The sequence below is a fragment of the Paraburkholderia strydomiana genome (assembly GCF_046030495.1).
In the GTDB taxonomy this organism is placed as follows: domain Bacteria; phylum Pseudomonadota; class Gammaproteobacteria; order Burkholderiales; family Burkholderiaceae; genus Paraburkholderia; species Paraburkholderia strydomiana_A.
Window position 1 is genome coordinate 246,571 of the sequence record NZ_JAQQCJ010000009.1, and the last position, 20,623, is coordinate 267,193.

Sequence of the window (20,623 nt, forward strand, 5' to 3'; positions counted from 1 at the left end):
GCTTTCAGGGCAAGTTCGACGCGACATTGACGGTGGCAAAGTGCTTGCGAGCGTTACGTAAAAGCGCAAGGGGCGCACGGGAAAACGTGCGCCCCTTTCCTTTTATAATGCTCGCACCACGAGTCGGGCACCTGCACCGACGGAGACCACAATGAAATCAATGTCGTATGCAGCGGTCGCAGCAGCCGTCATGCTGGGCGCCACGTTGAGCACCGGCAGTCCGGCCGCGCATGCCGAGGCGCCCGCCGGTCTCGTGTTGGCCCAGCAGCAGAACTGCATGAGTTGCCATTCGGTTACGCGCTCCTTCATGGGACCGGCACTGCACGAGGTCGCGGCGAGATATGCCGGACGCGAAGACGCCGCCCTTTACCTGAAGCACAAGATTCTGGATGGCAGCACAGGCGTGTGGGGTCCGTTGCCGATGCCCGCGAATACCCAACTCACGCCCGATCAGGCGGCCACACTGGCGGCCTGGGTGCTGACGCTCAAATGAAACGGGCGCCGCATTGAAGGCGCCCGGTGCGGGCGTCCTCCGCGACGCCGCCTTGTACGATCCGCCGCGAACCTTTAGCCGCGGCTCGCGCGCCGCGCGATCTCTTCTTCCACCGCTTCACGCACCCAGCCGGTCATTTCGGTTTCCAGCGTCAGCGCCACTTCACGCGTGATCTGGCTGACGAGCAACGTGGTGTGCTCCTGCAAAGCATCGCGGCAACGCGCTTCGATGATGCCGCGTCCCTCGCCCGTCAGGAAACCCGCGAAGCGTCCGCGCAGACGCTCGGCAATGACGTCGGCGTCGAGATCCTGCTGTGGTGGCGCGGCGACTGCGGCTTCGTGAGCGATGTCCGGCGGCACGATCGTGCCCGCTTCGAGCGGCGCAGCCGGTTCGGTTCGGTCGAACACCCCCGGCGATACATGCCCGTGGTCGTCGTGCTCAGTGCCGTGCTGCAGCCACGGGCGCCTTTTCGGATGAGCATGCTCCGCCGCATGCAGCGGTTGCGGTTCCGGTGTGAGCGCGGGCTCCGCTGGGTGTGCCGCTTGTGAGGGGGCCACAGAGGCTGGCGTGAAAGCGGGTTCTGCCGCATGGGCAGGCTCCGGCGCGAGAACTGGCTCCGGCGCGCGCGTCTGCTCCGGCGTCAGCACCGGTTGCGGCGCAAGCGCGGGTTCCGTCCTGAAACCGGGTTCCTGCAGCCGGTCGGGTTGTTCGGGCGGCGCCGGCTGAGCCGCCGGTGCACCAGCCGTTCCTTCGCGCGCCTGGGGTTCGCGGCCCGGTACGAGAATCTCGTGCAGAACCGGAATCGAATTATCGTTGGGGTCGGACACGTGCGCTCTCCGTGTTTGAGTCGAAGCCGAAGCAGAATGCCAGCAAATCGCAGCCGTCGGTCATGCGCCTGCACACGACGAAACCGGCGCGATGCAGGCGGATGAAAACTAACTGCCTTGCTTGTAGTTGTTCAAAGCATAGCCGCGATCGCGGTAGAAGCGATAACGCTCGCGGCCCGCAACGAGTTCTTCGTGTGCGTTACCGACCACTTCCAGCAATCTTTCGAAGCGCGCGAACTGCGCCGGCACCGTGGCGCCGAGATTGAGCAGTATCTGGTGATGCGGCACATCGTCGAGACTCGTGGTCAGCACGATCGGGGTTTGCGCGGCGAGCGGCGTGCCGGCCATGCAGTGCGGGACGAAGTCGAGCGGCGAAAAGGTCCACAACTGTTCATCGAGGGCCCGCAGGCGCGCGGGCTCGGCCAGCACGATGGTCGGCTGGCCCGCCTGATACGCCTTGCGCAGCAGGCGGCACGCATACAGCAGCGAGTCGCCGACGTTCGAGTGAAAATCGATTCTCGTCATCGGCGGCTCGCCCCAGCTTCCGCCGCAACGGTTGTGACTGCGCCCGCGGGCTGACTGCAATGCGTCATTGTGCGGCGCGACCGTCCGCGGCCCTGTCGATCAGGAACTGCGCGAGCAAAGGCACCGGACGGCCAGTGGCGCCCTTCGCCGCGCCGCTCTTCCACGCGGTGCCGGCGATATCCAGATGCGCCCACGGATAAGCGTCCGTGAAGCGCGACAGGAAGCACGCCGCCGTGACGCTGCCCGCCGGGCGGCCGCCGATGTTGGCGATATCGGCGAAATTCGACTTCAGCTGGTCCTGATACTCGTCGTCGAGCGGCAGACGCCAGGCCGGGTCGGATGCTTCACGCGACGCGTCGAGCAGCTCGCCCGCGAGCGCGTCGTCTTTCGAGAAGAGGCCGCTGTTGTGATGGCCGAGCGCGATGATGCACGCGCCCGTGAGCGTGGCGATGTCGATCACCGCGGCCGGCTTGAAGCGCTCGGCGTAAGTGAGCGCATCGCACAGGATCAGGCGGCCTTCGGCGTCGGTGTTCAGCACTTCGATCGTCAGGCCCTTCATGCTGGTGACGATGTCGCCCGGCTTGGTGGCGGTGGCCGACGGCATGTTCTCGACCGCCGGGATGATGCCGACCACGTTGATCTTCAGGCCCATTTCGGCGACCGCGCGCAACGTGCCCAGCACCGAGCCGGCGCCGCACATGTCGTACTTCATCTCGTCCATGCCCTCGCCCGGCTTCAGCGAGATGCCGCCGGTGTCGAACGTGACGCCCTTGCCGACCAGCACCACCGGCGCGGCCTTCGCAGCGCCGCCCTGGTACTGCAGCACGATGAACTGCGCCGGTTCGACCGAGCCGGCCGTGACCGACAGGAACGAGCCCATCTTGAGCGCTTCGCATTGCTTCTCGCCGAGCACTTCGACCTTCAGCTTCCAGTCCTTGGCGAGTTTCTTCGCGGTGCTGGCGAGGTAGCTCGGCGTGCAGACGTTGCTCGGCAGGTTGCCGAGGTCGCGCGTGAGGTCCATGCCGTTGGCGAGCGCCGCTCCCTGCTTCGCGGCCAGCTTGGCGGCCTTCTCGTCGCCGGTATTCACGCTGAAGACGATGCGCTTCAAGGCGCGCGCCGAGTTGTCCGGCTTGCTCTTCATCTGCGTGAACTTGTAGGTCAGCTCGCGCAGCGCGAGGATCGCGGCGCGCACGCCCCAATCGGCGGTGCGCTCGAGCACCGGCAACTGGGCCAGCGTGAAGGTGACCTGGACGATCTTGGTGGGCAGCAGCGCGCGCCATGCGGCCCGCACGGCGTCGCCATAGGCTTTCTGGCTGAAGGCATCCTGCTTGCCGAGGCCGACCAGCAGCACGCGCGACGCGCCGATGCCCGACACTTCGTGCAGGAACAGCGTGGTGCCGGCCTTGCCGTCCATGTCGCCGGCCTTGATGATGCGGGTCAGCAGGCCGCGGGTGGCCTCGTCGATCTCAAGCGCCGCGCCCGAGAGCGTTTGCGACTCGAACACACCGATTACGATGCAATCCGACTTCCCGGTCAGGAAACCGTTTGACGAGCCTTTGGTCCAATCACAGGCTTTTATGCTAAAGTCCATCGCGCTTGTCCTCGGATAAAATCTGGGCTTAGGATGAAAGCCGCAATTATCCGCTATTTTTCCCGCGGCGGCTGCACCGGAGGCGTGACGGGAACGAACCCGCGCGTCACTGAGAGCGCCCCCTCTCGTCATCAATAATGATCTTCGAACGCTCCCTCCAGCGCGAACTCGCGTATACGGCTGGTGCCGTGTTCATGGTTCTCCTCACGCTCGTGCTGACGACGATGATGATCCGCATCGTCGGCTTCGCGGCCCAGGGCGAGATCGACCCGCGCGACGTGCTGGTCCTGATCGGCCTCACCGTGATCGGCTATCTGGCGATCATGCTCGTCGCGACCCTGTTCGTGTCGATCCTGTTCGTCCTCACGCGCTGGTACAAAGACTCCGAGATGGTCGTGTGGCTGTCCTCGGGCGTGAGCCTCACGCAATTCATCAAGCCGATCGGTATTTTTGCCACGCCGATCATCATCCTCATCATGTTCTTCGTGTTCGTCGGCTGGCCGTGGTCGAACCAGCAGAGCAAGCTGATCCGCGCGCGCTTCCAGCAGCGCGACGAGGTCTCGCTGCTCGCGCCGGGCCAGTTCCGCGAGTCGGCTGCGAGCCACCGGGTGTTCTTCATCGAGAAGATGTCGCCCGACCAGGGGCGCGTCGAGAATGTCTTCGTGACCAGCACGGAAGGCGGCAAGGTCAACGTGGTGGTCTCGAAGTTCGGCCATACCGAGACGCACAAGAACGGCGACCGCTTCGTCGTGCTGGAAAACGGGCGGCGCTATGACGGCGAGCCTGGCCATCCCGATTTCCGCATCATGGAGTTCGAGCGCTATGGCGTGAAGATCCAGAGCCAGCCGGTCGTCAATACGCCGACCACCACCGGCACGCCCACGCTCACGCTGCTGCGTAATCCGACCAAAGACAACCTCGCGGAATTCGCGTGGCGCGCGGGGCTGCCGCTGATCGCGATCAACCTGATGCTGCTGGCCATTCCGCTTGCGCACCAGAATCCGCGCCGCAGCCGCACCATCAATCTGGTGATGGCCGTGCTGATCTATCTGACGTATTCGAATCTGCTGAACGTGGTGCAGTCGTGGATCGAGCAGGGCAAGATGTCGTTCGGGGTGGGCCTCGTGATCCTGCACGTCATCGTGGCGGCAATCGTCGCGTTCATCTTCTGGCTGCGCGTGCGCAACCGGCCGCTCTTCACGCGGGCCATGTTCAGCCGTTCGCAGGGAGCCTGACCGATGCGCATCTATGAAAGGTATTTCGCGCGTCAGATCTATCTCACGTTCATCTTTATTCTGTTTGCGTTTTCGGGTCTGTTCTTCTTCTTCGACCTGATCAACGAACTGAACTCGGTCGGGCACGGCAACTACAAGTTCCAGTACGCGGTGCTGCGCGTTGCGTTGCAAACGCCGTCGCGCTTCTACGAAATCATTCCGGTCGCCGCGTTGATCAGCGCGATCTACGTGTTTGCGCAGATGGCGGCGAATTCCGAGTACACGATTTTTCGTGTGTCGGGCCTCGCTACCAATCAGGCACTGCGCTCGCTGATGAAGATCGGCATTCCGCTCGTGTTCCTCACGTATCTGATTGGCGAAGTGGTCGGCCCGTACACGGATCAGCTGTCGGAGCGGGTGCGGCTCGAGGCGCTGGGTTCGTCGGTGTCGACCAACTTTCAGTCGGGCGTGTGGGTGAAGGACACGCTCACCGCGCGCGCGGACGGCGAGCAGGTGACGCGCTTCGTGAACGTCGGCGAGTTGAAGCCGGACGCGACGATCGCCAACGTGCGCATCTATGAGTTCGATTCGAAGTTCCGGTTGTCGAATGTGCGCACCGCGCAAAGCGGCCGGTTTCAGCCGCCGGGGCACTGGCAACTGACGGGCGTGACTGATACGCAATTGCTCGATGTGCCCCCTCCTCCGGGCACGCCGGCCGATGCGCTCAATCCGGTCTATCGCGCGAAGCAGGTGTCGTTGCCCGAATACTCGCTGCGCTCGGAATTGACGCCGCAGATTCTGTCGGTGCTGCTGGTGGCGCCGGATCGGATGTCGATGTTCAATCTGTTCCGCTATATCCAGCATTTGACCGAGAATCATCAGGACACGCAGCGTTATGAGATCGCGCTGTGGCGCAAGGTGTTGTATCCGTTTGCGGTGTTCGTGATGCTGGTGTTGTCGTTGCCGTTTGCGTATTTGCATACGCGGGCTGGGGTTGTGGGTGTGAAGGTGTTCGGCGGGATTATGCTCGGGATGAGCTTCCAGTTGTTCAATACGCTGTTCTCGCATATCGGGACGTTGAATACGTGGCCGGCGCCTTTGACTGCGGCTACGCCTGGGCTCGTTTATCTGGTGCTTGGGTTGGTTGGGTTGAAGTGGGTTGACCGGCATTAGGGGTTATCGTCATGGCTATGCATGGGTTGGTTCTGTTTGGGCATGGCGCGAGGGATGTGCGGTGGCGGGAGCCGTTTGAGAGGCTTGCCGACAAGCTGCGGGCCGTGCGCGGTTCTGGCGATGCTGGCGGGCCTGTGATGTTGGCCTTTCTTGAGTTGATGGAGCCGGATTTGCCTACGGCGGTGGATGGGCTTGTTGCTCAGGGATGTGATGGGGTTACCGTTGTGCCTGTTTTTTTTGGGCAAGGTGGGCATGTCAGGAGGGATTTGCCTGAAATCATCCAGCGGTGTCGTGAGTTGCACCCTTCTGTCGAGATTAAATGCGCTGGCGCTGTGGGTGAGGATGAGGGTGTGCTCGATGCTGTCGCGCTTTATTGTTTGCGGCAGGTTTGATGCCTGGTTTGTTTTGCCTGCGCGGCGCTTTGGGTGTGCTAGTCGGGTGTTGGCCTTTCCTTGAATTCACGGTGGTCTATTAGCGTTGCCCCTGTGCGGGGCGGCACTTACTTTCTTTGCCGCCGCAAAGAAAGTAAGCAAAGAAAGCGGCTTCACACCGCTAATTCTTAAGCGGGTCCCCTGGCTTGGAGGGGGCAGTGGTGCATCTGGAATCTGTGCTCTCGCACATTCCGCCCCCGTGACAAGGCAGTCATTCTTCCGGCGGCGCTGCGCGCGCCGTCGCGGTACTTCATCAAACATCCCCTACCTTTTACGCTGAAGTTTCTGCTCGGCACGCTGGCCTTCGTTCATCAGGCCATTCGGAAATTTCAGAAATGCTCGCTTCGCGCGCTCTTTAACGTGCCCACGTAATCACTCCCTGAGCGACACGTTTTAAACTGATTTCGCCGTCAAGACAGCAACGGTCAGGCTTGGCAGTCTGCACATCTCACACCCAACCTGGGCTCAGCAGAACGCGTCTGCTTCTGCACGTCCTTCTATGGGCGGGCCGTGATATAGGAGACCTCCGGGTCTGCTGGTGTGGGTGTGAGCCAGTCTGCCAACCTTGTCACTGTGCCCGCTCACCCCTTGCAAGCGAGTGTCGGGCGATCCAGCCAAGTTTCAGGGAGATCGCACATGAGTAAATCCGCCAAGCATTTTCGAACCGCCTCGCGCCCACCTGTTGATGCTCTCCAATACGAAAAACTCGCGCTATCCGCTTTCGGACTCATCGAAAGACAGATAAGCCAGTTGGACAAGCTGGTCACACTCGCAGCGTCGATCTACAGAAGCCCCGCTCTAACGCGAGACGAAAGATCGCGCCAGCGGAGACTGCCGGGACTATTGATCGATACGGGCGAGGATTACCAGCGAGAAGTAGAAACTGACCTGGAGTTGTACCAGGTCATCGCGCTGGATGCGAAGGGAATCGCCCAAAGCCGAATCACCGCCCGCCGCGCAACAAATCTTCTGGCAAAAGTGACAAGGGCGGCATCGGAGAGTCGCAAACGGATCAGCACATCCAAGGCCGCGCAGCTCAAGCAGGTTCGCTTCAAGACCACCCCACGGTCCATCGCCGCAACACACTGACACAACCTTGCTGCGCCCTGCCCCAGACGTGAAAAAAGGCGCAATCAATGCGCCTTTCCTGTAGCAAGCAAGCGATGTCGCCGAACGCCGAACATTCCGTCAGCGCAGGCAACACAAACCTAAGCCGCCACCAACATCCCATCCACGATCCGCACCACCGACTGCCGCCGGTCAGCAAACGCCTCGCCGATCATCAGCAAACTCGGTTGCGATGCGTCCACCCACCGTTGCGCCTCACCCGCAGCCAGATCCTCGAGCGTCAGCGTGAGCATCCGCTCGCGCGCCGTGCTGCAAGCCTCGACGATCGCGACCGGCGTCGTCACCGGCTTCCCGGCATCGATCAGTTGTTGCGCGATCTCCACCCCGCTATCGCGGCCCATGTAAAACACGAGCGAATCCGCATTCACCTGCTCGCGAATCTCATCGGACCCAGGCGCACGGCTGAACGTCGCCAGCGCCACACTGCGCGACACGCCTCTTAGCGTCAACGAGCGCTTCAGCGAAGCCGCACTCGCGAGCGCCGCGGTAATCCCCGGCACCACCTCATACTCGATGCCCGCCGCTTCCAGCGCCCGCATTTCTTCATCGGCACGCCCGAACAGCATCGGATCGCCGCCCTTCAGACGCACCACCACCTCGTGCTCCAACGCGGCATCGACGATCTGCTTGTTGATGAACTGCTGAGCCGTCGACAGTTGCCCGCAGCGCTTGCCCACCGCAATCCGCTTTGCGTGCGAAGGCGCGTAGTCGAGCATGGCCGGCTCGACCAGCGCGTCGTGCAGCACGACGTCGGCGGCGCCGAGCAGCCGTGCGCCGCGCACCGTAATCAGATCCGCCGCACCCGGCCCCGCGCCGATCAGATAAACCTTACCCATTTGCATCAACCTGTTGGTTAGGGCGCCAGCGCCGAGCAACGACGCATCACATCGCATCGCGCTGCATCGTCACACCGCGCCGCCGGACGCCCCTCTCCGCTTACGCCGAAAACGCCCGGATCATCCCGGCCGCGACGGTGTGGTGCGTCGCCTCGTCGATCAGCACGAATGCGCCCGTGCCCTGATGCGAGTCGTACACGTCGCACACCAGCGGCTTCTGCAACGTCAGCGCAACGCGGCCGATATCGTTCATCGCGAGTTCCTTGCGATCGGTTGCTTGCGACAGCGTATGCACGTCGAGCACTTCCTTGATCGCACCGATTCGCGCGAACACCGTGCTGGTGGTCTGCTTCAACAGATACTTGCGTTGCGTCGACAGCGGCGTGTCGTCGAACCAGCACAGGTCTGCTTCGAGCTTCTTCGCCGGTTCCGGCGCCGCTTCACGCAGCACGAAGGTGTCGCCGCGCGACACGTCGACGTCTTCCGCGAGGCGGATCGTCACTGTCTGGCCCGCAAACGCGCGATCCACCGCAGCCGTGCCGCCCACCACCGGCGCGATGATCTCTGCAACCGTTGCTTCGCGATTGGCCGGCAACACGACGATCGTATCGCCGAGCTTCACTTCGCCCGCTTCGACACGGCCCATGTAGCCACGGAAATCGTCGGCCTGGTTGCCGTCCTGGCGCGCCACCCATTGCACCGGAAAACGCAGCGCCTGGCCGGTCGGCACTTCGACCGGCAGCGCTTCGAGCAGGTCCAGCAGCGGCTCGCCCGCGTACCAAGGCATGCTTTCGCTGGCCGTCACAATGTTGTCGCCCTTCAGTGCCGACACCGGCACGAAACGCACATCGGTCAGGCCGAGTTGGCGCGCGAGTTCGACATACGCATCGCGAATCTCGTTGAAGCGCTGCTCGCTGTAGTCGACCAGATCCATCTTGTTGATGGCGACGATCGCGTGCTGCAAGCCGAGCAGCTTGACGATCGCGCTATGGCGCTTGGTTTGCGGCAGCAGTTGCGCGACGCCATCGACGAACGTCACGCGCGTCGCGTCGACGAGAATGATCGCCGCGTGCGCGGTCGACGCGCCCGTCACCATGTTGCGCGTGTACTGCTCGTGGCCCGGCGTGTCGGCGATGATGAACTTGCGCTTCGCGGTAGCGAAGTAACGGTACGCGACGTCGATCGTGATGCCCTGCTCGCGCTCGGCTTCGAGGCCGTCGGTCAGCAGCGACAGATCGATTTCGTCGCCGACGGTGCGCTTGTTCTTCGCGCGCGAGAGCGCCGAGAGCTGGTCGCTCAACACGGCCTTGCTGTCGTACAGCAGGCGGCCGATCAACGTGCTCTTACCGTCGTCGACGCTACCCGCAGTGATGAAACGCAGCACGCCGAGGTCTTCTGGTTGATGAATACCACTCATGATTGTCTTACCCTCGTGTGCTTAGAAATAACCTTGCTTCTTACGCTGTTCCATCGCGGCTTCGGAGACCTGATCGTCCATCCGCGTCGCGCCGCGTTCCGTGATTTCGGTCACGGCCGTTTCGGCGATGATCTTCTCGATATCGTCCGCGTCGCTTTCCACCGGGCACGTGCAGCTGATGTCGCCGACGGTGCGGAAACGCACCTGCGCGTTTTCGCTGACTTCGCCTTCACGCATCGGCGTGAGCGGCGTGACCGGCACGAGCAGACCGTTGCGGCGCACGATCTCGCGTTGGTGCGCGTAGTAGATCGACGGCAGTTCGAGCTGTTCGCGAGCGATGTACTGCCACACGTCGAGTTCGGTCCAGTTCGAGATAGGGAACACGCGCAGGTGTTCGCCCTTATGCAGACGCGCGTTGTACAGGCTCCACAGTTCCGGGCGTTGCGCCTTCGGGTCCCATTGGCCGAACTCGTCGCGGAACGAGAAGATGCGCTCTTTCGCGCGGGCCTTCTCTTCGTCGCGGCGCGCGCCGCCGATCAGCGCGGTATAGCCGTACTGTTCGATGGTTTCGAGCAGCGTCACGGCTTGCGCGGCGTTGCGCGAATCCGTTTCGCGGCGCAGACGCACGGTGCCGCGCTTGATCGAATCTTCAACGTGGCCGACCACCAGTTCCGCGCCAATCTCCTGCGCACGGCGATCGCGGAAGTCGATCACTTCGCCGTAGTTGTGGCCGGTGTCGATATGCACGAGCGGGAACGGCAACACGGTCTTGCGATTCGCGCCGATGCCGAAGGCCTTCAGCGCGAGGTGCAACACCACGACCGAGTCCTTGCCGCCCGAGAACAACAGTGCGGGCTTGCTGCATTCGGCGACCAGTTCGCGCAGGATGTGGATCGACTCGGCTTCGAGCCAGTCGAGGTGATCCATACGGTTCGCCGTGTTGGTAAGCGGAGCGTTCACAGTGGAATCGAGCGTGGTGCTCATGTCAGGTCCTTCGTTGATTGCCCGGCGAGCGGTTGCCCGCCGGAGCACAAGTATTCAAATCGATCCGGGCGGCGTTCAACCCGTTCAAACCGGGAGCCTGCCCTCAGTGTAGCGGGATATCAGACCGAAGCGTTTTCGCTGCGTTCGACCGCGATCGGGGTAATCGTCGTGATGTGCAGGCCGCATTCCTTCGTATCGCGCGACTCCCACCACCAGCGCCCTGCGCGGCTGTCCTCGCCGGGACGGATCGCGCGCGTACACGGCTCGCAGCCGATGCTCGGATAACCGCGCGCATGCAGCGGATTGACCGGCACGTCGAACGCTTTCAGGTAATCCCACACTTCAGCCTCGGTCCAGTCCGTCAGCGGATTGAACTTGGCGATGTTGCGCGCGGCGTCGTGCTCTTCCGCGTGCAGTTCGGCACGCGTCACCGACTGTTCACGGCGCTGGCCCGTCACCCAGGCGCTGACATCCGACAGCGCGCGGTTCAACGGCTCGACCTTGCGAATCTCGCAGCAACGCTTGCGCAGATCGACGCTTTCGTAAAACGCATTCAGACCGTGCGAGCCGACGTATTCCTCGACTGCCGCTGCCTGCGGATGAAACTGTTCGATCTCGTAGCCATAGCGCTCTTTCACGCGATCGAGCATGCCGAGCGTTTCCGCATGCAAGCGGCCCGTATTCAGCGAGAAGATGCCGATCTTCACGCCGCGCGAGAGGATCGCGTGGGTGAGCAGCATGTCTTCCGCTGCGAGGCTGCTGGCAAGCTTCACGTTCGCGTGGCGCGCGGCGATCGAGTCGAGCAGCGCATCGAGGCGCTCGACCTTCGCGGCGAGTTCCGGCGTCAGCGTGTGCGCGTCGCTCATACCGGCGCCTTTTGCAGTTCGCCCGCCTCGCGGCGGCGGAACAGCGGCGACGAATTCACCGCGCCCTGATAGTTGAAGCTGAATTCGTCGAACGCCTTCAGCGCATCGTCGAAGTCCTTGTCCGCGCGCAGCGCATACGCGTCGAAGCCGCAACGGAACATGAACGTGATCTGATCGCGCAGTACGTCGCCGATTGCGCGCAGCTCGCCCTTGTAGCCATAACGCTCGCGCAACAGGCGGCCGATGCTGTAGCCGCGGCCGTCGCGGAACACCGGGAAATCCACGGCGATCAGCGCAATCTTGTCGAAGTCGGCGACGATATCCGCCGGTTCGCTGTCCGGCGCGAGCCACACGCCGATCTCGGCCGCACTGCGCGACGCAGCGAGCGCTTCACGCTCAGCCTGCCACAGCGCGAGCGGCACCAGCACCTTGCCGGCCGGCAATTCGTTCACCGCGGGCAGCGCGCCGTCTTCCGCCGGACGCACAAGGGTCCAGTCATCGTTGGCGATTGCGCGGTTCTTGATGATAGAAGCCATCTGTTCAGTATCCTTTTCGCGGTTACGCGTGAGCCGGTTGACGCGAGGCGTACACACGTTCCTTGAACGGGGTGATGCCGATGCGGTTGTACGTTTCGATGAAGCGCTCGCCTTCGTGGCGGTTTTCCACGAAGGTGTCGATCACCTTGCTCATCACGTCCGGCATTTCTTCCGCCGAGAACGACGGGCCGATCACGCGGCCGAGGTGCGCGCCGGTCGCGCCCGTGCCCTGCTCGCCGCCGAGCGTCACCTGATACCACTCCGAGCCGTCCTTATCGACACCCAGAATGCCGATGTTGCCGACGTGGTGGTGACCGCACGCGTTGATGCAGCCCGAGATGTTCAGCGACACGTCGCCGAGGTCGTACACGTAGTCGAGATCGTTGAAGCGTTCCTGGATCGCGAGTGCGATCGGAATCGACTTCGCATTCGCGAGCGAGCAGAAGTCGCCGCCCGGGCACGCGATGATGTCGGTCAGCAAGCCGATGTTCGGCGTGGCGAAACCTTGTGCCTTGGCCTTTTCCCACAGCGCGAACAGATCGCGCTTCTTGACGTTGGCGAGAATCAGGTTCTGTTCGTGCGACACGCGGATTTCGCCGAGCGAATACTCGTCGGCCCAATCGGCGACCGCTTCCATTTGCGTGTCGGTGGCGTCGCCCGGAGCGATGGTGGTCGGCTTCAGCGACAGCGTCACCGATGCGTAGCCCGCAACCTTGTGCGGCCGCACGTTACGCTCGACCCAGCGCGCGAACGCGCGGCTTTCCAGCAGATGCTTTTCGTACGACGCATCCGTATCCGGCAGCTTCTCGTACACCGGCGGCTGGAAGTACTGGACCACGCGATCCACTTCAGCCTGCGTGAGCGTCGACGGGCCGTCCTTCAGGTGCTGCCATTCTTCTTCGACCTGCGCCGAGAATTTCTCCGGGCTCAACGCCTTCACGAGAATCTTGATGCGCGCCTTGTAGATGTTGTCGCGGCGGCCATAGCGGTTGTACACGCGCAGCACGGCTTCGCAATACGTCAGCAGGTGTTGCCACGGCAAATCTGTACGGATGATCGCGCCGATGATCGGCGTACGGCCCATGCCGCCGCCGGCCAGGATGTCGGCCACCAGCTCGCCCTGCTCGTTCTTCCTCAGATACACGCCCATGTCGTGAACCTGCACAGCGGCGCGGTCTTCCTTCGAACCCGACACGGCGATCTTGAACTTACGCGGCAGCCACGCGAATTCCGGGTGGAACGTCGACCATTGGCGCAGGATTTCCGCCCAGGGACGCGGATCGACCACTTCGTCCGGTGCTACGCCGGCGAACTGGTCGGCGGTGATGTTGCGGATGCAGTTGCCCGAGGTCTGAATGCCGTGCATCTGCACCGCAGCGAGCTTGCGCAGGATTTCCGGCGTTTCTTCGAGCTTGATCCAGTTGTACTGGATGTTCGAGCGCGTCGAGAAATGGCCGTAGCCGCGGTCGTGTTCACGCGCGATCTGCGCGAGCACGCGCATCTGGTCGCTGCGCAGGTTGCCGTACGGAATCGCGATGCGGTGCATGTACGCGTGGCGCTGGTAGTACAGGCCGTTCTGCAGGCGCAGCGGACGAAACTCCTCTTCGCTCAATTCGCCCGACAAGCGGCGGCGAACCTGATCGGCGTATTGCGCGACCCGTTCATCGACGATGGTCTGGTCGTACTGATCGTATTGGTACATTCGGGGACCCCAATTTTTTGGCGTGACACACGGCGGTCCGGCGGCCGGCGCACCGGTTCCGCCGCGCCTTGAATATCCGTCTTAGTCAGCTGCCGCAAACGAGCGTTTAGACCCATCTCTCATTTGCTTATGACAAAGACAGATATCCATATTGAAAAAGATGGACAGATCGTAATAAACTCGCCTTATATTTCAAACGACTAAAAAATTCTTTTTATATGCGGAGAGGTTATATATGAACCTGCACCAATTCCGCTTCGTCCGCGAGGCTGTGCGGCAGAACTTCAACCTCACCGAAGCTGCGAAGGCGCTGTTTACCAGCCAGCCGGGCGTTTCCAAGGCGATCATCGAGCTCGAAGACGAGCTGGGCGTCGAAATCTTCACGCGGCACGGCAAGCGCGTGCGCTCGCTGACCGAACCGGGACGCATCATTCTGCAGTCGGTCGAGAAAATCCTGCAGGAAGTCGAGAGCCTGAAGCGCGTCGGTAAAGATTACGCGGCGCAGGATCAGGGCAATCTCGTCATCGCCGCGACCCACACCCAGGCGCGCTACTCGCTGCCCGCCGCGATCGCCGAGTTCAAGAAGCGCTTCCCCAAAGTCCACCTTTCGATTCTGCAAGGCAGCCCGACGCAGGTCGCCGAGATGGTGCTGCACGACCAGGCCGATCTCGCGATCGCCACCGAAGCGATCGCCAACTATAAGGAACTGGTGTCGCTGCCGTGCTTCCAGTGGCACCACGTCGCGGTGATGCAGCCGGATCATCCGCTGCTCGACCGCAAACTTTTGGCGCTGGATGATCTGACCCAGTATCCGCTGATTACCTACGACAACGCATTCGCCGGCCGCACCAAGATCAACGAGGCGTTCCGTCTGCGCGGGCTGCATCCGGACATCGTGCTGGAGGCGATCGACGCCGACGTGATCAAGACCTATGTGGAACTGGGCCTCGGCGTCGGCATCATGGCGGATATCGCGTTCAACGCCGAGCGCGACCGTCATTTGCGCGCAATGCCGGTCGGCCACCTGTTCGGCAGCAACGTGACGCGCGTCGCGCTCAAACAAGGTGCCTATCTGCGCAGCTATGTGTACACGCTCGTCGAACTGCTGTCGCCGAGCATGAACCGCAAGCTGATCGAACAGGCGCTCAAGGGCGAACACGAAACCTACGAACTTTGATATCACCTCGCTTCCTGCTACGGAGACCCTTCTCGATGAAGTCGCATAAGAACAAACTTCGCGGCATCGCCGCTCTCGGCGCGCTCTTGCTCGCCACCGCAGCCCATGCCGACCTCAAGGTCGGCATCGATCTGTCGAGCACGGGTCCTGCGGCCGTGATCGGCATCACCAGCAAGAACGCGATGCTGATGTGGCCCGCGACGATCGCCGGCCAGAAAGCCGACTACATCTTCCTCGACGACGCATCCGACCCGGGCTCGGCCGTGCGCAACATCCGCAAGCTGATCAACGAGGACCACGTGGACGTGATCGTCGGCCCGAACATCACGCCGGCCGCGATGGCCGCGCTCGATCCGGTCGCCGAAAGCCAGACGCCGATGATCACGCTGATCGGTTCGGCCAGCGTGGTCGAGCCGCAGGAAGGCAAGAAGGTGTGGGCCTACAAGATGGCGCAGACCGACAGCGCGATGGCCGACGTGATGACGCGCTACATGGCCAATCACAACGTGAAGACGGTGGGCTTCATCGGTTTCGCGGACGGCTACGGCGAGAGCTGGCTCAACGAGTTCAGCAAGTTCGCGGCGCTGCGCCATATCCAGCTGGTTGCGACCGAGCGCTATAACCGCACGGACGCGAGCGTCACCGGCCAGATTCTCAAGCTGATGGCCGCGAAGCCCGATGCGATCCTGATCGCCGGGGCCGGTACGCCGACGGTGCTGCCGCAGCGCACGCTGATCGAACGCGGCTACAAGGGGCCGATCTACCAGACGCACGGCATCGCGACGCCGGAGTTCATCAAGCTGGGCGGCAAGGACGTCGAAGGCACGCTGTTCCCGACCCAGCCGGTGGTGGTCGCGCGCACGCTGCCGGCCGATCATCCGGCGAAGAAAGCGGCGCTCGCCTTCACCAACGAGTATGAAGCGAAGTACGGCGCGGGCAGCGTGACGCAATTCGCGGGCGATGCGGCGGGCGTCTATCCGCGTTTGCAGGACGCGGTAGCGCGTGCATTGAAGACGGCGCAGCCGGGCACGCCGGCGTTCCGCGCCGCGTTGCGCGACGAGCTGGAACATGCCCATGAACTGGTGGTGCCGAACGGCGTCGTCAACACGAGCCCGAAGGACCACGTCGGCCTGGATCAGCGCGCAAGCGTGATGGGCACCATCAGGAACGGCAAGTTTGTTTATCTGAGCCAGTAAGCAAAGCGCAAATGCCCGTGCGCGCGGCTGATGATCGCGACCAGCCGCACCGATGCAAACGGCGCGCCGGTGCTGGTGCCGCTGCGGCAGATCGCGGACATCGTCAAAACGACCGGGCCCGACGTGTTGAACCGGCGCGATCTGCAACGCGAGGTGATGCTCTCGGCGAACGTGAACGGCCGCTCGCCGGGCGAGGTCGCCGCCGACATCGCGAAAACGCTCGATGCGATGCATCTGCCGGCCGGCTATCGCTACCGCTTCGAGGGCTCGACCAGGAGCATGCAGGAGTCGTTCGTGTACGCGATCGAGGCGCTCGCGCTGGCGGTGATTTTCATCTACATGATTCTCGCGTCACAGTTCGCGAGCTTCGCGCAGCCGCTCGCGATCATGGCGTCGCTGCCGCTCACGCTGATCGGCGTGCTGATCGCGCTGCTGCTGTTCGGCAGCACGCTGAACATGTTCTCGATCATCGGCTTCGCGATGCTGATGGGGCTCGTGACCAAGAACGCGATTCTGCTGGTGGACTTCGCGAACCAGGCGCGGCGCGGCACCTTCCTCGATGCAGCCGGCCAGGGCCGCATGATGGAGCGGCGCGAGGCACTGCTCGAAGCGGCGCGCGTGCGTCTCCGGCCGATTCTGATGACTACGCTCGCGATGATCTTCGGCATGCTGCCGCTCGCCGCCGCGCTCGGCGAAGGCGGCGAACAACGCGGCCCGCTCGGGCAGACGGTGATCGGCGGGGTGATTACGTCGTCGATTCTGATGCTGGTGGCGCTGCCGGTGGTGTATACGGTGCTGGAGGATCGGGCGGACTGGTCGCGCGCGGTGTTCCGGCGTAAGGGGTAGTCAGGCGCTCAGGCGCTGACGCCATGCCGCGCCGCGTCGGCGAAATTGTTAAAGTAGCAGTCTCTCCCCGATCAGCAGTCCCACACCATGCGCACCACCCGAGCCATCCACGCCGTCGAACGGCTGAAAACGCGCAGCGGCAATCCGCTGTTCGCCGCAATCAGCCTGTCAGGCGGCCTGTTCTATCTGGTCGACAAATCGAGCGGCTCCGACAAGAAAGTCTCTGACCCGTTGACGCTCGACGACTTCGTCAAGTTCGTCGACGCGTACGGTCCGCAGAAGCCGCGCAAGGCGAGCAAGCTCGATATCGCGTTCGAAGAGCAGATCAGGAAGAGTAAGGGCGGCTAAGCGGCCCTCTCCGCTTCACGCCCTTTCAATCTCGCGCCACTGCCCATCCGCCGCGCTACTCGCGAGCACGGCATCGATGAAGCGCAGCCCCGCGACACCATCGTCCACCGTCGTGAGTAGCAGACTCTCCGCAGGCAGCGCGCGGCCTTCGTCCAGCGCTTCGATCTGCAACGCCGCGTCTTTGTACAACTGCGCGAACGCTTCCAGATAACCTTCGGGATGTCCCGACGGCACACGCGTCGCGTGCGCGGCGAGCGCGCTTTGCACGCGCCCTCGCGTCAAGCGCTGCGCCAGCCCGCCTAGCGGTGTGAACCACAATTCGTTCGGCTGCTCCTGATCGAATGCGAGGCCGGCCTTCGTTCCATACACCCGCAGACGCAGCGCATTCTCCGCGCCGCTCGCCACCTGGCTCGCCCACAACATGCCGCGCGCGCCGTTCGCGTAACGCAGCATCGCCTGCACGTGATCGTCGATGCGGCGTCCCGGCACGAAGGTGTGCAACTCCGCCGACAGCGCCCGCGGTGTCATCGCCGTGACGAAGGACGCGAGGTGATACGCATGCGTGCCGATATCGCCGAGACAGCCCGCCGGTCCCGCCAGCGACGGGTCCGTGCGCCAGCCGGCCTGCTTGTTCGCGCCGCTTGTCTCAACCGGTTCGGCCAGCCAGTCCTGCGCGTATTCGACCTGCACCACGCGAATCTCGCCCAGTTCGCCGCGCTCGACCAGTTCGCGCGCATGACGCACCATGGGATAACCGGAGTACGTATGAGTCAGCGCGAAGAGCTTGCCCTTGTCGCGCGCGAGCTTCGCGAGCGCTTCGCCTTCGGCGAGTGAAATCGCCAGCGGCTTATCGCAGATCACGTGGATGCCCGCTTCGAGGAACGCCGTCGCGACCGGCGCATGCAGATGATTTGGCGTGACGATCGCGACCGCGTCGATGCCGTCGTCGCGAGTGGCTTCGGCGCGCGCCATCTCGCGCCAGTCCGCATAGCTGCGCGCGATGCCCGCCTCGGCGGCGCTCGCCTGCGCGCGCTGCGGGTCGGACGACAAGGCACCCGCCACCAGTTCGAAACGATCGTCGAGCCGCGCCGCGATCCGATGTACCGCGCCGATGAACGCACCCTGCCCGCCGCCGACCATGCCCAAGCCAAGCCTTCTGTGTGGCATCGCGTTACTCCTCATCAAAGCCCCAGCACACGCTTCACCTGCGCATCATCCACGCCACTCCCCGCAAAATCGTCAAACGCATGCTCGGCCACGCGAATGATGTGCCGCCGAATGAACTCCGCGCCTTCACGCGCACCGTCGTGTGGATGCTTCAGCGCGCACTCCCATTCGAGCACGGCCCAGCCGGGGAAATCGAATTGCGCCATCTTCGAGAAGATCGCGCCGAAGTCGATCTGGCCGTCGCCGAGCGACCGGAAACGCCCCGCCCGTTCGACCCAGCCGCTATATCCGCCATATACGCCCTGCTTGCCGTTCGGCCGAAACTCCGCATCCTTCACATGGAACGCCTTGATGCGCTCGTGATAGATGTCGATGAACGCCAGGTAGTCGAGCTGCTGCAAAACGAAATGGCTCGGATCGTAGAGGATGTTCGCCCGCGCATGCTGCCCGAGCGCGTCGAGAAAGCGCTCGAACGTCACGCCGTCGTGCAGGTCCTCGCCCGGATGCAATTCGTAGCAGACATCCACGCCGGCTTCATCGAACGCATCGAGAATCGGCCTCCAGCGGCGCGCGAGTTCGTCGAAGGCAGCGTCGACGAGGCCCGCCGGACGCTGCGGCCACGGGTACAGATACGGCCACGCCAGCGCGCCGGAAAACGACACGTGCGTGCTCAGGCCCAAACGCTGCGACGCCTTGGCCGCAAGCTTCAACTGGTCGATCGCCCACTGCGTGCGCGCGGCGGGGTCGCCGCGCACCTGCGGCGCGGCGAAGCCGTCGAACAACGTGTCGTACGCCGGATGCACGGCGACCAGTTGCCCTTGCAGATGCGTCGACAGTTCGGTGATCGTCACGCCCGCATCGTCGGCGATCTCGCGCAGTTCGTCGCAATAGGCCTGACTCGCGGCCGCCTGCTCCAGATCGATCAGGCGCGCATCGCACGGCACCTGAATGCCCTTGAAGCCGAGCCCCGCGGCCCAGCCCGCCAGATGCGCGAGATTGTCGAACGGCACCTCGTCGCCCATGAACTGGGCCAGAAAGATCGCCGGCCCTTTGATGGTTTTCATCGTACTGTTCCTCGAACGATCACGCGCCCGCCATGCTAGTGCGGCAAAACCACGGCGAGCGCGCTGACTCAACACTCACGCTCAGAATGGCGAGTCCGGAAAGTAGAACTGCTGCGCGTTTTCCTTCGTGATCAGCACCGACGGAATGATCGTCGTCGCCGGCAGCTTCTCGCCCTTCAAACGCGCCTCGGCGGTGAGCTTGATCGCGTCGTAGATGAATTTCGGCGAGTACGACACGTCGGCCTTGATCATCGGCGCGCCGTCCATCACGTTCTTCACCATGCCCTTCGACCCCGCGCCGCCGAACACGATCTTGATGTCGGTGCGCTTGGCCTGATCGATCGCCTTGATGACGCCGACCGCCATGTCGTCGTCGGCGGCCCAGACGGCGTCGATGTGCTTGAAGCGGGTCAGATAGTCCTGCATCACCTTGAACGCGTCGTCGCGATTCCAGTTCGCGTACTTGCCGTCGAGAATCTTGATGTCCGGATAGTTCTTCAGCACGCCGGTGAAGGCGGCCCAGCGCTCGTTGTCGAGCGTGGTCGGAATGCCGCGCAGCGCGACGATGTTGCCCTTGCCGCCCAGCTCCTTCGCCAGAAACTCGGCGGGTATCTTGCCGAACGCGGTGTTGTCGCCGGCCACGTACGCATCCTGCGCGCTGGTGTCGGTCAGGCCGCGATCGACCACCGTCACGTACACGCCCTTCTTTTTCACCTGCGCGACCGGCTGCGTGAGCGACGCCGATTCGAACGGGAAGATCACGAGCGCGTTGATCTTGTTGACCGTCACGAGATCCTGCAACTGGTTCGCCTGCTCGGGCGCACCGGCCGCGGTCTTGACGATCACTTTCAGATCGGGGTGCGCTTTCTCCAGATCGGCCTTCGCCTTGTTCGCCCACCAGACGATGCCGCCCGTGAAGCCGTGGTCGGCTGTCGGAATCGCCACGCCCAGTGTGACCTTGTCGTCGGCGCGCGCAGCGCCTGCCGTACCCAGTATCCCCAACGCCAGCATGCCGGCGCCGACCGCTCGAATGACGTGTTTCATGGTTGTGTCTCCATCCAGTTGGTGAGGCGTTCCGGCGCCCCGATTTTTGGACCTGCTG

20 protein-coding genes and 1 pseudogene are annotated in these 20,623 nt (G+C 63.2%); 9 read left to right on the plus strand and 12 right to left on the minus strand.

Features of this window, described 5'->3' with window-relative positions:
• Positions 1-151: 151 nt before the first annotated feature.
• Complete coding sequence (locus PQQ53_RS14810) at positions 152-493, plus strand: c-type cytochrome (protein WP_408324608.1); 342 nt, start codon at positions 152-154, stop codon at positions 491-493.
• A gap of 74 nt (positions 494-567) precedes the next feature.
• Here PQQ53_RS14810 and PQQ53_RS14815 read toward each other — a convergent pair whose 3' ends face one another.
• From PQQ53_RS14815 to PQQ53_RS14825, 3 genes are all read right to left on the minus strand, one after another.
• On the minus strand, positions 568-1,320 hold the full coding sequence (locus PQQ53_RS14815; protein WP_408324610.1) for a DUF2486 family protein: 753 nt from the start codon (positions 1,318-1,320) through the stop codon (positions 568-570).
• A gap of 108 nt (positions 1,321-1,428) precedes the next feature.
• Positions 1,429-1,845, minus strand: coding sequence for a DNA polymerase III subunit chi (locus tag PQQ53_RS14820; protein WP_408324611.1), 417 nt, complete (start codon positions 1,843-1,845; stop codon positions 1,429-1,431).
• 64 nt (positions 1,846-1,909) lie between these two features.
• A complete protein-coding gene (locus tag PQQ53_RS14825) occupies positions 1,910-3,436 on the minus strand; it encodes a leucyl aminopeptidase (RefSeq protein WP_408152903.1) in 1,527 nt (508 codons plus the stop codon).
• Positions 3,437-3,573: 137 nt separating this feature from the next.
• Between PQQ53_RS14825 and lptF the strand changes: the two genes are divergently transcribed.
• From lptF to PQQ53_RS14845, 4 genes are all read left to right on the plus strand, one after another.
• On the plus strand, positions 3,574-4,671 hold the full coding sequence (gene lptF, locus PQQ53_RS14830; RefSeq protein WP_408141542.1) for an LPS export ABC transporter permease LptF: 1,098 nt from the start codon (positions 3,574-3,576) through the stop codon (positions 4,669-4,671).
• Between the two features lie 3 nt (positions 4,672-4,674).
• Positions 4,675-5,823: an LPS export ABC transporter permease LptG gene (gene lptG, locus PQQ53_RS14835; protein ID WP_408141541.1), complete on the plus strand. Its 1,149-nt coding sequence runs from the start codon at positions 4,675-4,677 to the stop codon at positions 5,821-5,823.
• 11 nt (positions 5,824-5,834) lie between these two features.
• Complete coding sequence (locus PQQ53_RS14840) at positions 5,835-6,215, plus strand: sirohydrochlorin chelatase (RefSeq protein WP_408324613.1); 381 nt, start codon at positions 5,835-5,837, stop codon at positions 6,213-6,215.
• Positions 6,216-6,890: 675 nt separating this feature from the next.
• Positions 6,891-7,343, plus strand: a complete 453-nt coding sequence (locus PQQ53_RS14845; RefSeq protein ID WP_408324614.1) for a hypothetical protein — start codon at positions 6,891-6,893, stop codon at positions 7,341-7,343.
• A 119-nt stretch (positions 7,344-7,462) separates the two neighbouring features.
• On the opposite strand, the gene cobA is transcribed toward PQQ53_RS14845, so the two are convergent.
• From cobA to PQQ53_RS14875, 6 genes are all read right to left on the minus strand, one after another.
• Complete coding sequence (gene cobA / locus PQQ53_RS14850) at positions 7,463-8,218, minus strand: uroporphyrinogen-III C-methyltransferase (protein ID WP_408141538.1); 756 nt, start codon at positions 8,216-8,218, stop codon at positions 7,463-7,465.
• A 100-nt stretch (positions 8,219-8,318) separates the two neighbouring features.
• Positions 8,319-9,635: a sulfate adenylyltransferase subunit 1 gene (locus tag PQQ53_RS14855; RefSeq protein WP_408141537.1), complete on the minus strand. Its 1,317-nt coding sequence runs from the start codon at positions 9,633-9,635 to the stop codon at positions 8,319-8,321.
• A 21-nt stretch (positions 9,636-9,656) separates the two neighbouring features.
• A complete protein-coding gene (cysD, locus tag PQQ53_RS14860) occupies positions 9,657-10,619 on the minus strand; it encodes a sulfate adenylyltransferase subunit CysD (RefSeq protein WP_408141536.1) in 963 nt (320 codons plus the stop codon).
• Positions 10,620-10,738: 119 nt separating this feature from the next.
• Positions 10,739-11,485 carry a phosphoadenylyl-sulfate reductase gene (locus tag PQQ53_RS14865; RefSeq protein ID WP_408324616.1) on the minus strand — a complete coding sequence of 249 codons (747 nt, stop codon included), beginning with the start codon at positions 11,483-11,485 and terminating at the stop codon, positions 10,739-10,741.
• A complete protein-coding gene (locus tag PQQ53_RS14870) occupies positions 11,482-12,021 on the minus strand; it encodes a DUF934 domain-containing protein (RefSeq protein ID WP_408324617.1) in 540 nt (179 codons plus the stop codon). The genes PQQ53_RS14865 and PQQ53_RS14870 overlap by 4 nt, the downstream gene beginning before the upstream one ends.
• A 22-nt stretch (positions 12,022-12,043) precedes the next feature.
• Positions 12,044-13,723 carry a nitrite/sulfite reductase gene (locus PQQ53_RS14875; protein WP_408141533.1) on the minus strand — a complete coding sequence of 560 codons (1,680 nt, stop codon included), beginning with the start codon at positions 13,721-13,723 and terminating at the stop codon, positions 12,044-12,046.
• A 235-nt stretch (positions 13,724-13,958) separates the two neighbouring features.
• Between PQQ53_RS14875 and PQQ53_RS14880 the strand changes: the two genes are divergently transcribed.
• From PQQ53_RS14880 to PQQ53_RS14895, 4 genes and pseudogenes are all read left to right on the plus strand, one after another.
• Positions 13,959-14,900, plus strand: a complete 942-nt coding sequence (locus PQQ53_RS14880; RefSeq protein ID WP_149671579.1) for a CysB family HTH-type transcriptional regulator — start codon at positions 13,959-13,961, stop codon at positions 14,898-14,900.
• Positions 14,901-14,935: 35 nt separating this feature from the next.
• Positions 14,936-16,096, plus strand: a complete 1,161-nt coding sequence (locus tag PQQ53_RS14885; protein ID WP_408141532.1) for an ABC transporter substrate-binding protein — start codon at positions 14,936-14,938, stop codon at positions 16,094-16,096.
• Between the two features lie 27 nt (positions 16,097-16,123).
• Positions 16,124-16,942, plus strand: a pseudogene (locus PQQ53_RS14890) (efflux RND transporter permease subunit); the annotation flags it as partial.
• A gap of 87 nt (positions 16,943-17,029) precedes the next feature.
• Positions 17,030-17,290: a hypothetical protein gene (locus tag PQQ53_RS14895; protein WP_408141531.1), complete on the plus strand. Its 261-nt coding sequence runs from the start codon at positions 17,030-17,032 to the stop codon at positions 17,288-17,290.
• A 15-nt stretch (positions 17,291-17,305) separates the two neighbouring features.
• On the opposite strand, the gene PQQ53_RS14900 is transcribed toward PQQ53_RS14895, so the two are convergent.
• From PQQ53_RS14900 to PQQ53_RS14910, 3 genes are all read right to left on the minus strand, one after another.
• The gene (locus PQQ53_RS14900; protein ID WP_408324619.1) at positions 17,306-18,457 is read right to left on the minus strand and encodes a Gfo/Idh/MocA family protein; all 1,152 of its coding nucleotides are present in this window, start codon (positions 18,455-18,457) and stop codon (positions 17,306-17,308) included.
• A 14-nt stretch (positions 18,458-18,471) separates the two neighbouring features.
• On the minus strand, positions 18,472-19,521 hold the full coding sequence (locus tag PQQ53_RS14905; RefSeq protein ID WP_408141529.1) for a sugar phosphate isomerase/epimerase family protein: 1,050 nt from the start codon (positions 19,519-19,521) through the stop codon (positions 18,472-18,474).
• A gap of 81 nt (positions 19,522-19,602) precedes the next feature.
• On the minus strand, positions 19,603-20,565 hold the full coding sequence (locus tag PQQ53_RS14910; RefSeq protein WP_408141528.1) for a substrate-binding domain-containing protein: 963 nt from the start codon (positions 20,563-20,565) through the stop codon (positions 19,603-19,605).
• Positions 20,566-20,623: the final 58 nt, after the last annotated feature.

What these genes read in the sequence shown, in the direction of transcription:
- PQQ53_RS14810 (WP_408324608.1), top strand. Translation starts at nt 152, where the DNA reads ATGAAATCAATGTCGTATGCAGCGGTCGCAGCAGCCGTCATGCTGGGC.
- PQQ53_RS14820 (WP_408324611.1), bottom strand. Translation starts at nt 1,845, where the DNA reads ATGACGAGAATCGATTTTCACTCGAACGTCGGCGACTCGCTGCTGTAT.
- PQQ53_RS14825 (WP_408152903.1), bottom strand. Translation starts at nt 3,436, where the DNA reads ATGGACTTTAGCATAAAAGCCTGTGATTGGACCAAAGGCTCGTCAAAC.
- lptF (WP_408141542.1), top strand. Translation starts at nt 3,574, where the DNA reads ATGATCTTCGAACGCTCCCTCCAGCGCGAACTCGCGTATACGGCTGGT.
- lptG (WP_408141541.1), top strand. Translation starts at nt 4,675, where the DNA reads ATGCGCATCTATGAAAGGTATTTCGCGCGTCAGATCTATCTCACGTTC.
- PQQ53_RS14840 (WP_408324613.1), top strand. Translation starts at nt 5,835, where the DNA reads ATGGCTATGCATGGGTTGGTTCTGTTTGGGCATGGCGCGAGGGATGTG.
- PQQ53_RS14845 (WP_408324614.1), top strand. Translation starts at nt 6,891, where the DNA reads ATGAGTAAATCCGCCAAGCATTTTCGAACCGCCTCGCGCCCACCTGTT.
- cobA (WP_408141538.1), bottom strand. Translation starts at nt 8,218, where the DNA reads ATGGGTAAGGTTTATCTGATCGGCGCGGGGCCGGGTGCGGCGGATCTG.
- PQQ53_RS14855 (WP_408141537.1), bottom strand. Translation starts at nt 9,635, where the DNA reads ATGAGTGGTATTCATCAACCAGAAGACCTCGGCGTGCTGCGTTTCATC.
- cysD (WP_408141536.1), bottom strand. Translation starts at nt 10,619, where the DNA reads ATGAGCACCACGCTCGATTCCACTGTGAACGCTCCGCTTACCAACACG.
- PQQ53_RS14865 (WP_408324616.1), bottom strand. Translation starts at nt 11,485, where the DNA reads ATGAGCGACGCGCACACGCTGACGCCGGAACTCGCCGCGAAGGTCGAG.
- PQQ53_RS14870 (WP_408324617.1), bottom strand. Translation starts at nt 12,021, where the DNA reads ATGGCTTCTATCATCAAGAACCGCGCAATCGCCAACGATGACTGGACC.
- PQQ53_RS14875 (WP_408141533.1), bottom strand. Translation starts at nt 13,723, where the DNA reads ATGTACCAATACGATCAGTACGACCAGACCATCGTCGATGAACGGGTC.
- PQQ53_RS14880 (WP_149671579.1), top strand. Translation starts at nt 13,959, where the DNA reads ATGAACCTGCACCAATTCCGCTTCGTCCGCGAGGCTGTGCGGCAGAAC.
- PQQ53_RS14885 (WP_408141532.1), top strand. Translation starts at nt 14,936, where the DNA reads ATGAAGTCGCATAAGAACAAACTTCGCGGCATCGCCGCTCTCGGCGCG.
- PQQ53_RS14895 (WP_408141531.1), top strand. Translation starts at nt 17,030, where the DNA reads ATGCGCACCACCCGAGCCATCCACGCCGTCGAACGGCTGAAAACGCGC.
- PQQ53_RS14900 (WP_408324619.1), bottom strand. Translation starts at nt 18,457, where the DNA reads ATGCCACACAGAAGGCTTGGCTTGGGCATGGTCGGCGGCGGGCAGGGT.
- PQQ53_RS14905 (WP_408141529.1), bottom strand. Translation starts at nt 19,521, where the DNA reads ATGAAAACCATCAAAGGGCCGGCGATCTTTCTGGCCCAGTTCATGGGC.
- PQQ53_RS14910 (WP_408141528.1), bottom strand. Translation starts at nt 20,565, where the DNA reads ATGAAACACGTCATTCGAGCGGTCGGCGCCGGCATGCTGGCGTTGGGG.